Below are 14,251 nucleotides of genomic sequence, written 5' to 3'. Positions count from 1 at the left end.
TAAGGAATTCTCTCAAGAAAAAAAGCATATAACAATTTCAAAAGTAATCAGAGAATTAAGATAAAAGAAAAGAGTAAAAAGACAAAGAAAAGAGTAAAAGTAGATTTTAAAATAGCGGCGCGGTTTGCCAGAGAGGCAAAACCGACCAGAGAAAGATTTCCAGGTTTTTACCTGGTAATCATCATTTCTGCAGTTTCAGGTTTGTAGAACCAATCTCTTGGAAGTACCTTTTCCTGCTGGTAGTACTTAACAAGCCTTCTGATCTTGGATTCAGTAAGGTTCAGTGCACGCTTGTTGTGGACGTCTTTCTTGTTAACAGAAAGATGCTTCCTGAGCCTCAGAGCCTTCACAATCAGGTTGGTAAGGTCTTCCGGAACATTCGGATAAACGTTGTTTTCCTTAAGAATGGTTGTGATCTTTTTGCCTGTGATAAGCTTGGCATCAGGAACTCCATAACGGTCCCTTAAAGTCATTCCGATTTCGGCAGTGGAGACACCCTGTTTCCAGAGGTCAAGAGTGATTGTAGTAACTTCTTCTGCGCCGATCTTGCACCACTCAGGCGGCTCGGTTCTGATAGGCCTGGTGGAAGATGATTTGCCTTTTCTTTTGGTATGCATTTTTGCCATAATAATTCTCCTGATATCAATTGATCGATAACCTGAAGAGAGCTCTTCGGGCTGAAGTTATATCTTTACCGATTATAACGGACCAACACATCGATCGGGAGATTTAATCCGCCACAGCAAACTGCTGCGTGGCTTTTCAGGAAGCCCTGGAAAAGCATGAGTTTTTCGGTAAAAACATCACTAGAGAACGCACCATAACATATATATTTTGTGTTGGGACAGGGAGCGTCTGGCTCTTTTCATATTGAAAAGTTTCAGTGGTAAACGTTTTCCATAAGCATATTTTATCTGAGTGTATATCCAGGTCCACGATGTAGAGTTCAAGAAGCTATTCAGGTTCATGAGACAGAATTCCAGAAGCTATTCAGGTTCATGAGGCAGAATTCCAGAAGCTCAAAACTATTCGCGCCCCACCTGGATTTATCTGCCTGTAAACAGACTCGATATGCGCATCGCGAAGAGCACGGGCTTCTGAAAAGTTTTCAGCTTCAAGAACTGAATAAACCGTTTCGTTGACCTCATCTGAGAATTCACCTTCAAGCTCGCTTCGAATTTCACTTTTTATATACTCTGTCATCATGTCTTCAAGCAAAGAGAAGTTAGTTGTTGATGCATTTTCAGAAAAGGCTTCGGAATCAACAGGGAACCCGGCTTTAAATAAATCTGAAAAATATATCGCAAAAGCCTCTTCCCCGGACTTTATATCTACAGGATTTTCAGAGATCCCGTAGATCAGGGTCTGGAAAGATTCCTCATTTTCCTCCCCAAAACCCGACCCAAAATAATCCGATGGGAAGAGCAGCCCGGTAAGTACCTCTGCACCTTCCAGAGCTGCTGCGTCAAGTGAAGCATTAAAAGCCTGGAAGAGTATCTTGCTGGCTTCTTCATTTGAGGAGTTCATGGAAGTTTCAAGCACGGAGTCGTTAACAGAATCAAGCAGTGCAGCTTTTGACGGAGGGCTGGCGTAAGAAGGCAAGGAAAGCTTTGTACTTTGTCGGATTGCGTTTGCAGGAGGCTCTTCCCCAATAATAAGTTCACTTTGTACAGGAAAAACTTCTACAGGGCGCCAGTAAGCCTCAAAACTGTAAGAGAACCTTCCTGCGGCTTTCTGATCCAGATATGCCGAAATGGTCTCCTTATTCCTGGAAGAATAGTTCGCAGCAAGAGGGTTTAGGAAAACTAATGAATCATTATTTGAGATCGCAAGGGAAAGCGCAAGATATTCCGCAACCAGATCAGCAAAAGTCCTGTGTTTCTGTTCTTTCCAGAAGAGAGTATGAGAAGAATTTTCCACAACCGAGTTTTCAGGTATTGAGATATTAAGAGCTGCAAGAGGAGAGATTTCGTATTCGAAGTCCTCAAGTTTACAGGAAAGCAACGACTCAAGCAGATAAACATCAAATTCCGAAGAAGTAACATATCCGGATGCACAATATTGTTTTTCTGCCTGCATGGAAGGCATTAACAGGATACCTGCAAGTGAAATAAGGACAAGTAAAAAAAGGGCATCAAAAACCGTGAAATAACCAGAGCATTCCGCAATCAGCGTACCTTTTTTCTTTGGGAATTGCCAGGGGATTTCAGGAACTATTGGATATCTTACCTGATCCTGTTCTCTTACTCTTAATTCTCTGCTCCTCTTTATGGACTCTCCGGTTCTCTTCTCTTTCATGCAATTTATCTCACTTTTGTGCCGTATTTCTCATTTTCAGGTTTATTCTAATTTCCATCTTCTATCCAGTTTTTTGAGCTTTCACGAGGCTTTTTGAACTTCTATGTGATTCTTCAACTTCCAAATAACTTTTCAAAATGTTATCTGGATCTTTAATTTCTATGCGATTATTCTAACTTCGATCCAGTTTTTCTCATTTACAGATCTCTTTTTCAGTTCCATTTTGTCTTATAAATCACGACAGTAAGGGTTCCAGTGATCGATTCAGCAGGATTCAGTTCAATAACGACTGGCACAGAGGCTGCAACTTTTTCCAGGTCATCGGCAAAAGCATCAGACTCGGCATTTTCCGGTTTGATCCGCCAGTGCCACTGACCGTCTTTTGTCCGGACCTCGACCAGAAACTGGTAATTTCCTGAAAAAGCTGCAAAAAGCTTTGCTCTTTCACTAGCCCCATTCGGGCCCGAAAGTGTGTCAAGGGAAGCTGCCGAAAGCAAGCCTGAGTTTTCGGCTTCCAGGGCAGGAGCATCTGCCAGGTTTTCGGCAAGAAGAGACGCGGTCTCGTAATTTTCAAGAGCAAATGAACGGTCTTCATATCCAAGGTAGGTCTGTGACATCAGGGCTGCGAAAACCATAAAACCTATCACTGCAAGGGCTACGGAGAGTAGATCGGTATGAGGTTCAAGCACCCCACTTTCGTCTCTGGACATTAACACACACGTTTTTTTCACAGGTTTTAAAGTATCTTTGAGCCGAGCTGTAGCTGTGAGCCGCTTTTTGAGTAGAGCTTCGAGCAGATCACTGATAAATAATGAGTTATTGATAAACAAGAACGCAGCCAAAAGAAGATACCCCCTCCTCATCCCTCACATAAATGAATTCTTTCTTTAATGAGATATTTTCACTCGGGTTCAGGACTGCTTCTTCAATCCCCAATGCCTGGAGGAAAGCCCCAATTTCAGAATAATTGGCTATAAGGGGAGTTTCCTCGTCACCTGGAGGCCCAAATTCCACACTGAGTTTTTCGTGTAGACTAGATTCGTTAAGAGGTAAAACCTTGAAGGCGAAGGGTTTTACAGCCCTGAAACTCTGTTCCTCGGACTCGGCTTCCAGACAGACGTATTCTCCCGAAACCTTTACCTTTATATCTCCCGCAAAAGGCAAATCCCTGAAAATTTCCTGTTCACTGAAACAATAGGAAGATTCGTGAGATTCATCTTGGGACCCGTTCTGAAATTCCCCCTGAAATTCCTCTTGAGCTCCGGCCAGGGAATTACCTGATCCTGAACCTTTTGATCCTAAACTACCTGTTCCTGAATTACCTGACCCTGAATTGCCCGATCCCACCTCATCTACTGCAGTTTTAAAGTCCAGGGCCAGAAAATCAAGCTTCTCCCGGGTTTCAAGCTCCTTGAAACTGGCAACCAGATTAAAGAGTGCCGCAAAAAGGACAACGCTTGCAAGAATTAGAGCCGCTTTTGAAATCAAAAAGTCGGCCCATGCAGAGTCATCGCGAGCAAAATCTCTCACAGAAGATCTTCTCCTAAGTATCAAATTTTATTAAGATTTTATTTCTCGGAAATAATCACGAATAGCCTTTCGGACTTTGGTTCAAGCTTTGTTGAGAGCAAAAGCCTGTGCCTGCCTGAACCAAGGAATACGGATCCATTAAGTTCAGGGTTTGAGAAAGAGGCATCCGAATAATAGAAAGTGCTTTTCTCTCCCGTGTGGATGCAGTAATTGTTCGCATCTGCAGGCCATTTGTCCTGTCTGCCAGGAAGAGCCCCTAAATCCACGTTCACACCTTCAGGCAGCATGAGCTCCAGGGAAATTTCACTTCCTTTCCCACGCAAGGAGAGCTGTTCGGCAGCAACCGTAAGCCTTGAAATTTCGTCCAGAGCTGCTTTTTCCTTTGCCTCGTCCAGAAAATCATAGAGATAAACGAAGGAAAGAAGTAAAATTACAGCAAAAAGGATACCTGAAACCGTGAGCCTGAAAGGAAGAGAAATAACTGCGGATTCGTCAGTTTTAATCGGACTGACAGGTTCTGGAGCTTTGTTAGCCGCGACTTTTCTTAAAAAGAAAGCTTGACCAAAGAAGTCCATTGTAGATTTAGTAACCGTAAACTGTCCCCCAACTTCTCTTAAAAAGAAATCTTGACCAAAGAATTCTATTCTAGCTGTGTTAGCTGTTGTATCCCAACCTGAACTCCTAGAAATTTAGAATTTCGTGAATAATGAACTTAGTTGAACACAGTATAAAAAATTTATTGCCTGTTAAAGGTTAACAAATAGGAACTACTGAGACAGGAACTACTGAGACAGGAACTACTGAGACTGCAAAAACCAATTCCTGATATATTAAAATGGATCTAAACAATTGATAAATTAGAGTAATAAAGGTCCTGTAATAATCATATATAATCATAGGAGGCTATCTAACAAAATATCTGTAAATTATGTCTACGTATCTTTCTGGAAGTTGCTATAGGTTTACTCTTTTGCGTCGCTTGCTGTTGTGTTATGTATTGGACTCTCAAATAGTTTTGAGTCTGCGAAATCAGCTCAGGAGACAATAACTTTAAAGAAACTCTCTTAAGCAATAATACCATTTATAAATGGATGCTGGGGAAAACAAAGCGTTACCTTGAGGTTATGAGGGTTCTTTTAAAGTACAACCTTATTCCGGAACTCTACCGAGATCTACGCACAGATTATATTTCAAATCCTGAGTGCACCTGTACTTTTGATCTAGAAAACAGGCAGACGGCTATAAAACTCAGGAAAGCTTTCGAAGATCTTGGGCCTACTTTTATCAAAATTGGACAGACCATGAGCAAGCGGCCTGATCTTGTTCCGCATCCTTATGTTATAGAAATGTCAAACCTTCAGGACAAGGTTAAGCCGATACCTTTTGAGGAGATGGCTGAATCCCTTGACCTTGCCTGTGTTTGCGAATTTGAGACACTTGAGGAACGAAAACGAAAAAAAACAGATGCAGAGCTTAAAGCTTCCCGGGAGAGAAAAGCAAAAGCTTTTATTGAAATCTTTGACAGCTTTGATCCGGAGCCCATTGCCAGTGGCTCGATTGCGCAGGTTTATAAAGGAGTTCTGGAAGGCAAAACTGTTGCTGTAAAGATCCTTCGCCCGAATCTAATTGATATTATAAATATCGACCTTTCTATCCTGGATGATTTCAGGCCGGTTATGATAAAGGTTCTCGGCCTCGGAAGTAATTTTGATATCGATGCTTTCTCGCTGGAGATCAGGGAGATGCTTACCCGCGAAGTTGACCTGAGAACCGAAGCCGTCAATATGCGGCGTTTTGAGGACAATTTCAAAAACGTAAAAAACGTGTCTGTGCCCAGGATCTATCCCGACTACTGTTCAGCCAATGTCCTTACAATGGAGTTCATAAAGGGAACTCAGATTAAGGATATAACCAATATGCCTGTGCCCCAGAGCAAGAAATCTGAATATACGCGTATCATCACTAAAAGTTATCTTAAACAAGTTTATATAGACGGCTTTTACCATGCTGACCCTCACGGTGGCAATATGCTGGTTCAGGAAAATAATACCATTGCTTTCATCGATTTCGGGGCTGTAGGCAGCATCGATGATGAGCTCAAAAAAAATATGCTGAAGTTTTACTATGCCATCAATAACAGGGATGTGGAAGGAGCAACCCAGGGTTTCCTGAAAATAGGGGGCGCCGATGTGCGAGATGTGGATATTCGCAGGCTCAGGAAAGATATGGATAGCCTGATTGCAAACCAGAACTACGGGCTTGAAGGCAGGCAGAGTGACAATTATGCAAAGCTCGGTTTGAAATACGATATTCGGTTGCCGGGAGAATTCTCAACTCTGCAGAGGGCGATCCTGCTAATCGAAGGAGTCTGCCTGGAACTGGATCCAAAATACAATATTAAAACCATTGCTATTCCTGTGCTGATGGACGCTTATAAAAAGCTTAATACTCCAAAAGGTACCGCTCTTCACATCGAATTTTCCACCGAGCCTATGGACGAAAAGGCTGAATTGAGAGATGCAATTCGAGAAGTCACCGATAAAATGGAAGGAATGGGGGATAAGTTTCTTTTCTTAAAGCAGAAGGAAACAAGGAAAACTACTTTTTCAAAAGAACTCTATCTGGCTGTCCTGCTTATTGTCTCAACTTACATACTGTTAAATGGAGGTGTTTTTTCCTGGGTAGGACTGGCTGGATTTGCAGGTTCGGTTCTGATAGCACTTCTCCTCGCATTTCGAGGTAAATAAAGGTAAATAAAAATCAAAAATTTTTCAGCAAACTCAGGTCTTAATGGTCAAGGTCTTAATGGTTAATTACTTAATTTGGTAGCTAACGACTGAAAACTGCAGGAAAATTTTTTTTGTCATACCTGATCTGCATTCATCAGAAGAAAGGCTGTCGTTAAGTTAAGGGAATAACACCAGTTTCAAACCGAATAGAAATATGAAAACTGCCACAAAAGTCCTGAATTTTTCCTGGGGTATTTTTTCAATTTCTCTTTTCCCGATCATTGCCCCAATTAAAGAGATAGGTATGAAGATCAAAAAGCCTGATATAAGGATAGGGTCAAGTCTCGTACCTCCCAGGATATACGTCACTATCCTTGTAGAGTCGATCATAAAAGCTATAGCGCCAGCAGTTGCAACATAAACAGCTTTTTCCAGGTTGAAAGCACTCAAGGTTACGGCATTTATCTCCCCGCCTATGCCAAATATACCTGCAAAAAATCCGGTAAGGGTTCCACTGGATATTGCTACTGATAACTTCTGGCTCAGTTTGAAAGTTCGGTTGAAAATGATGAAGATAACGTAGGCTATAAGGAACACCCCTAAAGCTCTTGAAAGAATTTCCCTTGAGATTCTCAAGGATAGGGATGATCCCAGGAAACTGGCAAAGATTCCTGGAAGCCCGAAGGCAAGAAGAAGTTTCCATCTTATTCCCTTCCGAAATAAGAGTATCTTCCAAATATCATTAAACCAGTGAACTATGCCCACCAGGAGTAAAGTCTGAGGCAGAGGAAGGATAATCAGCAGGACAGGCACCATAATTGTGGATATTCCAAATCCGGCCATATTCCCGATCAGGCTTGCCAGCAGTGTAAGCAGGGCTATATAGATAATTTCTTCATAGACAACCATACTACACAACCATATTAAAGCGGATTAAATCAGACGTAATCAGACGTAATCAGACTCAATTTTTCTTGCATTCGACATCTTGAGACCTCGCTGCCCTTGCTATGGTCTGGGTTCTTCTGGAAGTGCTGTACCCCAACAGGTTACTCTCCAGGGCGAGGATAGCAAGCTATCTTAAAGTATCAGATGATAATTATAAATAAATTAACATATCTTTAATTATGGGGATATTATGGCGGTCGTTGATTTTTTTGTCTGCAAGGTGAGACATTAACCGTTGTGGTTAAAAGCTGAGGTTTAGAGTTCCAAAATGAAGTACAGAAACTTGGCTGAGAGTTTACGTAAGAATACACCAAAAATTGAACAAGCTCATTCAATTGTTCAAAACACCCAGTTTTAATTTAATTGCCGGAGTTTGATTGTATTTTTTCGTCCAAAAATATAGTTAAATCAGAGTTACTTACTAAAATTTGATAAAAATATTTGATATTCAAATGAAAAGTCCGGTTAGCTGCTGATTTAACTATTAGAACTTAATCCGATGCAGAATTTAATTAGAAGCGATCATGGCAGACAGCAAAAATATCATAATTGGTCTATTAGTACTGGCAGTAATAGTACTTCTTGTTTTTTTGGCTTTCAGGCCAATGACATACAATTCAACCTATAGCCAGGGAGATTATCAACCAGGGCAGATGGGGCCAGGGATGATGAACAATCCAGGCTATAATTATAGCTATGGACCGGGAATGATGAATAATAATTCAGGCCATAAATATGGCTATGGACCGGGAATGATGGGCAATATGATGGCAATATATTATCCTGAGTCAAAACCTGTAACCCAGGATGAGGCTTTGAAAAGTCTGGAGAACTTCGCCAGCCAGTATGGCTCGAATATTCAGGTCGAGGACTTCATGATATTTAGTGGCAATTATTATGCTGTTTTAAAGGACACAAACAGTAGTCAGGATATAGCTGAAGTGCTGGTGGATCGCTATTCAGGGTTAGCCTATTCTGAACCAGGACCGAACATGATGTGGAACACACGCTTTGGAGCTGGCAGAACAACGACCGGAGGGCCTGAGTATGATATAAATGAGGCTAAAAAGCTGGCAGGAGATTTCTTAACAGGCTACCTACCGGGAGCGCAGGTCCTTGGATCTAATGAAATGCCCGGTTATTACACTTTTGATTTTGGAAGACAAGATATTGAAGGGATGTTGAGCGTAAATGCCTACAGTGGTCAGATCTGGGTGCATACCTGGCACGGGCCTTACCTAGGCGAGACAAACATAACAGGCTAAATTCCATTTATAGTCTAACTGATTCAAATGTAAGCTTTTGCATTCAATAGTACAGATAGAAATGATGAAACAATAGATTAACTGCTATAAGGGGAATGTGGTGACAATGGATGGATTTATGGATCATTACGGTTACGGCATGATGGGGTATGGAGGTATATTTTTCGGACTACTTTTCTGGATTCTCATAATTGTGCTAGCTTATTTGCTAATTAGGTGGTTTGTTGAGCAAAATAAAACTAGAGGAGGTGCAGAGAAGTCTGCGCTGGATATTGCAAAGGAAAGATACGCGAAAGGCGAAATTACTGAAGAAGAATTTGAAGAAATGAAAAAACGCTTGATGTGAAAGCCTTCAACCTGCTGATCAGGAACATCTTCCAACTTGTTTCCATTTTTGTTAAAGATATCCACAGGGACTAAATATCAAACAAAGAATGTGGTGAATCGCAATCTTTTTTAAAAAAGGCTTGAGCGAAAAAATCTATCAGCATCATAGCCATAATTCTTCTTAATATGGCTTAATGAAACCTTTTCGGTGGAATTATCTAATGTAGTGATAAACTCAGTCTCATTAACCTGAATTTGCGCAAAGAATTTGTGGCAAATAGGACATATTATTATTCAATCCTACAATATTTCAGGAAATTATTATATTAATTTATTATGTTAAATTACCAGATAAAGTTACGGAGATTGAAACCATGACCCAAGAAATCATAAAAGTTGAAGGCATGTCCTGTATGCACTGCCAGTTGAGGGTTAAAAAGGCTGTTGAAGCTGTAGAAGGTGTACAGAGGGCAGACGTAAACCTTCAGACCAAACAGGTAACTATTGATTTTGAAGAAGGGAAAGAAAACCTCAAAAAGGTCAAGGCTGCAATTCGCGAAACCGGGTATGAGCCTATTTAATGTAGTCTCACGCAAATAACTGTTACTGGTTTCAAAGAATATATATAAAAGGTACAAATGCAAATAATATCTAGTATTGGTTTCAAAGAATCTATCGTAAAAGGTACAAATTTTACATGTGGGTGAAGCGCCTGTTTGAAAAATACAGTTGTGTTGGGGGGGTGAACACATCGGGGAGACAACATTCATAGTAGATGATATGGTATGCAGGTACTGCAAGGATATGGTCACAAGACTCGTTACCTCTATCAACGGGGTTTCCAGAGTAAACATTAATATTCCTAAAAGAACTGTAAATGTAGCCTATGATAGCCGGATAACTGATGCGTACGTTATACAGATGACTTTGCTTAAAGCTGGCTATAAAATCGTAGAATAGTCCGGAAGAATCATTTAAGCGCCGAGCAATCCTGAAAAATTAGGATAGTGACAGATCCGATATCTGGATAGTGACAGATTCGATAGAAGGTACTATTAAAATCTACAACATGACCTGCGGTCATTGCCATAAATGAATAGCTAACGCTATTTAGAACAGAATAGCAAATGCTATTTTTTTCTCTTGATAAAATGAAAACTGCTTAAGTTCTAACTGTACTTTTAAAGGTATTTTTAAACAAATTGACTTTTGAAGGGATTTTAAACTTAAAAAGTACAGGTTCTGAAAGATATTATCCATATGATCAAGCAGTTACGTTTTCTCTTTCATACACACAGTTATTTAGAGGGAAAAACTGTGCTTTTGCAGGTGGAATTACAGATTTCCTGATGCAGATTATTCCTTTTCTCTGCCCATTGTATTAAAGGAATTATTACTTCACAAAGCTCTTTTCCATCGTCTGTCAAAAAGTATTCAACCCTCGGAGGTATCTCGGGAAATGCTTCTCGTTGGATCAGACCTTCTTTTTGGAGTTCTTTTAACAGGTCGGTAAGTGACTTTGGGCTGATACCCTCAAGGGCATTCATGAGATCATTGAATCGTAATCTACTGTGATGCCCAAGAGCACTGATAGCCTGGATGGCCCATTTTTTGGATATTATGGTGATAATCCCTTCGAGAGGGCACAAACAAATCCCATTACTATTCTTTTTCATAGTCACTTTATCACTATTAACTTTATAGTTTAAATACTATAGAAAAGTATTCTAGTTATTAATATTTTATGTTACCATTTAATTTTTTTTTAATATTAAATATTATTAAACAGAGGTAAAAAGATGAAAGTTCTTATATGTGGAAAAGGTGGAAGCGGTAAGAGTACCATCACTGCTCTGCTTGCAAAATCCATGGCTAAAAAAGGTTACAACGTGCTTGTTGTTGACAGTGATGAGTCAAATTTCGGGCTTCATAAACAGCTAGGCCTTGAAATGCCCGAAGATTTCATGAATTATCTTGGAGGGAAAAAAACACTTGGAGAAAAACTAATGCAGGCGTATAAGACAGGAGACACTGCCAGTATTTTTGATAATAAATGGCAAATGTCTGATATTCCTGAAGATTATACTGTAGAAAAAGATAACATTAAAATGATAACCATAGGCAAGATCCATGATTTCGGAGAAGGATGTGCCTGTCCGATGGGAGCTCTTGCAAAGAATTTTCTGATAAACACAGAAACTACCCCTGAAGATGTTGTATTTGTGGATACTGAAGCTGGTATTGAACATTTTGGAAGAGGAGTTGAAGAAGGCTGCGACATTGTGTTAATGGTGCTTGATCCATCTTATGAATCCATAAGGCTTTCTGAAAAAATAAACGAACTTGCTGAGAAAGCCGGTAAGCCTCTATATTTTATTCTTAACCGTGCAGACAAAATAGGGACTCAGTTAATGATGGAAACCGTGGATAAAAATCGTATTCTGACTTCAGTTCCTTCAAACTCGGAGGTATTTATAGCAGGGTTTGAAGGAGACGAGCTAAAAGTGGAACTTCCAGAAATTGAGTCAGTTGCTGATTTTCTAATCTCAGGAATTCATTCTTGAGATCGAAATATGAGAATTGTACAGGACTTACGCGGTTGAACTGAGAAAATCAATAGCATCAAACCTTCAACTGTCTAAGCCACAAAACAAGTCACAACGCCTAAAGTGCTTGATTTTGTAATTCAAGTGTGTAAGTCCTATTGTAAATAGAGTAGTGGTAATATGATATTAGAAAATTTCAAAAGAGAGTCAATAGTACCCTTGCCAGTGGCATTCATATCAACAATCAGTGAAAATGGAATTAGAAATATAGCTCCATATTCTTGTTTTATGCCTGTTTTACGTCCATTTGATTTGGTTTGTGTAGCTTCAGCAAAAAGGAGAGATACATTAGATAATTTAAAAAGCACAGGGGAATTCGTTATTAACATGCCTGTTACTGATATGGCAGATAAAGTGATACCAACGGCTTCACACGTCCCTCCCGACGTTGACGAATTCGAATTAGCTGGTCTAAAGGAGAAACCTTCAAAAAAGATCAAGGCTCCAGGAATTGAAGGATGCTACGCATGGATGGAATGTAAACTGGATCACATAATTGATGAAGTATACAATGGCTTTCCTTACGCATTGATTCTTGGTAAAGTAGTGTATCTTGAGATAGAAGATAGCGTCTACAACAAAGAAAGTGGTTCCTGGGACTTAGAAAAAGCTAAACCATTAATGATGACAGGGTCAGACGATGGTATGCATTTCTGTACTGTCAACGATATTGGTAAATTTGAGCCTTATGGAGCTATGTTCAAGAACGGTAAAGATCCTCTAGAAAGGATATATAAAAAAGAGGAGGGTCAAGAATGCAAGTAATGAGTATGGAAGATTTTAATGAACTAGAAAAACCACGAGTTCAAAAAATTCCAGGATTTTACGGTGAAAAACTTATTGAAGGAGTTTTTATAAGGGATATGAAATTGTTCAGCGATGAAAGAGGGTTATTAACCGAGGTCATACGTTTAGACGATGAAAATCTGAAAGCACAAAATATCAAGCAGATAATTGCATCATATTCATATCCTGGAATGATCAAAGGTTGGCATCTCCATTCAAAACAAGAAGATCATCTATTTTGTGCTACTGGAATGGTAAAAGTTGCATTATACGATTATAGAGAAGATTCTCCCACTTACAAAGTTATTAATGAAATTTTTATGGGCGAAAAATATCCCCGTACTATTTACATCCCCCCGGGAATATTCCATGGTACAAAAAACGTAGGAAATGATATATCTGTGGTTATAGGGATGCCTTCCCTATTTTACAATCCCGAAGACGTGGACGAAAGACGAGTAAATCCTATTGACAATGATATCATTCCCTATGACTGGAACTGCAGAATGGAGTGAAGTAGAAAACTTAGGAAACAGCTGTGTTGCTCTGAATTTTTGACTTTGTAAATGTTCCTCTATACTAATTATTCATCAACTTGAGCTAAATAGTATGATGTCTTTTTGTTTGTTTTCGACTCCAAGGAGTTGGTTCGGGTAGGCATTCTACAAAGCCAAATATTTTTGCCTATTAAACAACTAGAACTTATGTACCCAAGGTGCAAAATCAAGTACAGATAATGTTGTAATCTAAGCTCGTGTTTTTAACTGCTGAGAGTTTAATATGAAAGTCTAATATTATTGTTATCTCTATTATTGTTTTCTCAGTCAGTACTGCACAGTTCAACTGAATAAACAGCGTTCTCAGGTACATTGATCTATTAATAGCTAAAATAACTAATTATGTGCTTAAACTTAAGCATACTGACTAAAGGATCAATTTTGAAACCATAATGATCCGGCTTGAGTGATGTGTATAATGCTTGAGTGAGTTGTATAATTATACATATAAATTTAATACTTGAAAGTTCTAAGTTCAATAGATTGATTTATATTAAAAACATTTTAAATTTATAGTTGGAGATTGAAACCGTGACTCAAGAAACCATAAAAGTTGAAGGCATGTCCTGTATGCACTGTCAGATGAGAGTTAAAAAGGCAGTTGAAGCTGTAGAAGGTGTACAGAAAGCTGACGTAAATCTTCAGACCAAGCAGGTAACTGTTGATTATGAAGAAGGGAAGGTAAATCTTGAGAAGGTCAAAGATGCAGTCAGAGAAGCGGGGTATGAGCCCGCTTAATATTATAGTCTTGCGCAAGTAATCTCTCTTACCGGTCTCAAAGATTTTTATACTAAAAAGTTATTAAAAGATACAAGCTTTTACATATGGGTGAAGTGCCCGTTTGAAAAACGTAATTGCGCTTTGGGGTAAACGTATAGGAAAGCCCGTTTGAAAAACGTAATTGCGCTTTGGGGGTAAACGTATAGGAAAGCCCGTTTGAAAAACGTAATTGTGCTTTGGGGGTAAACGTATAGGAAAGCCCGTTTGAAAAACGTAATTGTGCTTTGGGGGTAAACGTATAGGAAAGCCCGTTTGAAAAACGTAATTGTGCTTTGGGGGTAAACGTATAGGAAAGACTGCGTTTATAATAGACTAAACATTCATGAAGGTATTGCAAGGATAAGATCGCAATACAGGTTACCTCTATCAATGGGGTTTTCAGAGTAAATGCCAATAGTCCTGAAGTACCCATAAATGTAGCCTAT

Annotated in this window: 17 protein-coding genes; 9 read left to right on the top strand and 8 right to left on the bottom strand. The window is 39.5% G+C overall.

Annotation, left to right across the window (positions count from 1 at the left end; all coding sequences use genetic code 11):
- Window positions 1-167: 167 nt before the first annotated feature.
- From MSBRW_RS15345 to MSBRW_RS15325, 5 genes are all read right to left on the bottom strand, one after another.
- Complete coding sequence (locus tag MSBRW_RS15345; RefSeq protein ID WP_011306859.1) at window positions 168-626, bottom strand: 30S ribosomal protein S15; 459 nt, start codon at window positions 624-626, stop codon at window positions 168-170.
- Between the two features lie 370 nt (window positions 627-996).
- Window positions 997-2,298 carry a DUF7284 family protein gene (locus MSBRW_RS15340; RefSeq protein ID WP_011306860.1) on the bottom strand — a complete coding sequence of 434 codons (1,302 nt, stop codon included), beginning with the start codon at window positions 2,296-2,298 and terminating at the stop codon, window positions 997-999.
- Between the two features lie 212 nt (window positions 2,299-2,510).
- Window positions 2,511-3,140: a hypothetical protein gene (locus tag MSBRW_RS15335; protein ID WP_011306861.1), complete on the bottom strand. Its 630-nt coding sequence runs from the start codon at window positions 3,138-3,140 to the stop codon at window positions 2,511-2,513.
- Entirely contained in the window at window positions 3,115-3,828 is a 714-nt protein-coding gene (locus MSBRW_RS15330) for a hypothetical protein (protein WP_011306862.1), read from the bottom strand. Before MSBRW_RS15330 ends, MSBRW_RS15335 begins: the two co-directional genes overlap by 26 nt.
- A gap of 38 nt (window positions 3,829-3,866) precedes the next feature.
- Window positions 3,867-4,403: a hypothetical protein gene (locus MSBRW_RS15325; RefSeq protein WP_011306863.1), complete on the bottom strand. Its 537-nt coding sequence runs from the start codon at window positions 4,401-4,403 to the stop codon at window positions 3,867-3,869.
- Window positions 4,404-4,919: 516 nt separating this feature from the next.
- Here MSBRW_RS15325 and MSBRW_RS15320 point away from each other — a divergent pair.
- Complete coding sequence (locus MSBRW_RS15320) at window positions 4,920-6,575, top strand: ABC1 kinase family protein (RefSeq protein ID WP_011306864.1); 1,656 nt, start codon at window positions 4,920-4,922, stop codon at window positions 6,573-6,575.
- 159 nt (window positions 6,576-6,734) lie between these two features.
- Here MSBRW_RS15320 and MSBRW_RS15315 read toward each other — a convergent pair whose 3' ends face one another.
- The gene (locus MSBRW_RS15315; protein WP_011306865.1) at window positions 6,735-7,466 is read right to left on the bottom strand and encodes a sulfite exporter TauE/SafE family protein; all 732 of its coding nucleotides are present in this window, start codon (window positions 7,464-7,466) and stop codon (window positions 6,735-6,737) included.
- 563 nt (window positions 7,467-8,029) lie between these two features.
- Here MSBRW_RS15315 and MSBRW_RS15310 point away from each other — a divergent pair.
- The 4 genes from MSBRW_RS15310 to MSBRW_RS15295 all read left to right on the top strand — a co-directional run bounded on the left by MSBRW_RS15310 (window position 8,030) and on the right by MSBRW_RS15295 (window position 10,057).
- Window positions 8,030-8,770: a hypothetical protein gene (locus tag MSBRW_RS15310; RefSeq protein WP_011306866.1), complete on the top strand. Its 741-nt coding sequence runs from the start codon at window positions 8,030-8,032 to the stop codon at window positions 8,768-8,770.
- A gap of 106 nt (window positions 8,771-8,876) precedes the next feature.
- Window positions 8,877-9,116, top strand: a complete 240-nt coding sequence (locus MSBRW_RS15305; RefSeq protein WP_011306867.1) for an SHOCT domain-containing protein — start codon at window positions 8,877-8,879, stop codon at window positions 9,114-9,116.
- A 355-nt stretch (window positions 9,117-9,471) separates the two neighbouring features.
- Entirely contained in the window at window positions 9,472-9,678 is a 207-nt protein-coding gene (locus MSBRW_RS15300; RefSeq protein WP_011306868.1) for a heavy-metal-associated domain-containing protein, read from the top strand.
- A gap of 148 nt (window positions 9,679-9,826) precedes the next feature.
- Complete coding sequence (locus MSBRW_RS15295) at window positions 9,827-10,057, top strand: heavy-metal-associated domain-containing protein (RefSeq protein WP_011306869.1); 231 nt, start codon at window positions 9,827-9,829, stop codon at window positions 10,055-10,057.
- A 338-nt stretch (window positions 10,058-10,395) separates the two neighbouring features.
- Here the strand turns inward: MSBRW_RS15295 and MSBRW_RS15290 are convergent, their stop codons facing one another.
- Entirely contained in the window at window positions 10,396-10,773 is a 378-nt protein-coding gene (locus MSBRW_RS15290) for a winged helix-turn-helix transcriptional regulator (RefSeq protein WP_011306870.1), read from the bottom strand.
- 123 nt (window positions 10,774-10,896) lie between these two features.
- Here MSBRW_RS15290 and MSBRW_RS15285 point away from each other — a divergent pair, with 123 nt between their 5' ends.
- The 4 genes from MSBRW_RS15285 to MSBRW_RS15270 all read left to right on the top strand — a co-directional run bounded on the left by MSBRW_RS15285 (window position 10,897) and on the right by MSBRW_RS15270 (window position 13,784).
- Window positions 10,897-11,661 carry an ATP-binding protein gene (locus MSBRW_RS15285; RefSeq protein ID WP_011306871.1) on the top strand — a complete coding sequence of 255 codons (765 nt, stop codon included), beginning with the start codon at window positions 10,897-10,899 and terminating at the stop codon, window positions 11,659-11,661.
- Window positions 11,662-11,823: 162 nt separating this feature from the next.
- On the top strand, window positions 11,824-12,468 hold the full coding sequence (locus MSBRW_RS15280) for a flavin reductase family protein (RefSeq protein ID WP_011306872.1): 645 nt from the start codon (window positions 11,824-11,826) through the stop codon (window positions 12,466-12,468).
- Window positions 12,459-13,004, top strand: a complete 546-nt coding sequence (locus MSBRW_RS15275) for a dTDP-4-dehydrorhamnose 3,5-epimerase family protein (RefSeq protein ID WP_011306873.1) — start codon at window positions 12,459-12,461, stop codon at window positions 13,002-13,004. Before MSBRW_RS15280 ends, MSBRW_RS15275 begins: the two co-directional genes overlap by 10 nt.
- 573 nt (window positions 13,005-13,577) lie before the next feature.
- Window positions 13,578-13,784 (top strand): heavy-metal-associated domain-containing protein, encoded by a 207-nt coding sequence (locus MSBRW_RS15270; protein ID WP_011306874.1) that lies wholly within the window; start codon window positions 13,578-13,580, stop codon window positions 13,782-13,784.
- Between the two features lie 52 nt (window positions 13,785-13,836).
- Here the strand turns inward: MSBRW_RS15270 and MSBRW_RS22575 are convergent, their stop codons facing one another.
- The gene (locus MSBRW_RS22575) at window positions 13,837-14,238 is read right to left on the bottom strand and encodes a hypothetical protein (protein ID WP_155398323.1); all 402 of its coding nucleotides are present in this window, start codon (window positions 14,236-14,238) and stop codon (window positions 13,837-13,839) included.
- Between the last annotated feature and the right edge of the window lie 13 nt (window positions 14,239-14,251).

It is taken from the genome of Methanosarcina barkeri str. Wiesmoor (assembly GCF_000969985.1).
GTDB classification, from domain to species: domain Archaea; phylum Halobacteriota; class Methanosarcinia; order Methanosarcinales; family Methanosarcinaceae; genus Methanosarcina; species Methanosarcina barkeri_B.
The sequence above is the reverse complement of the archived record's forward strand: the minus strand, read 5'-3'. Positions and strand labels throughout refer to the sequence as shown.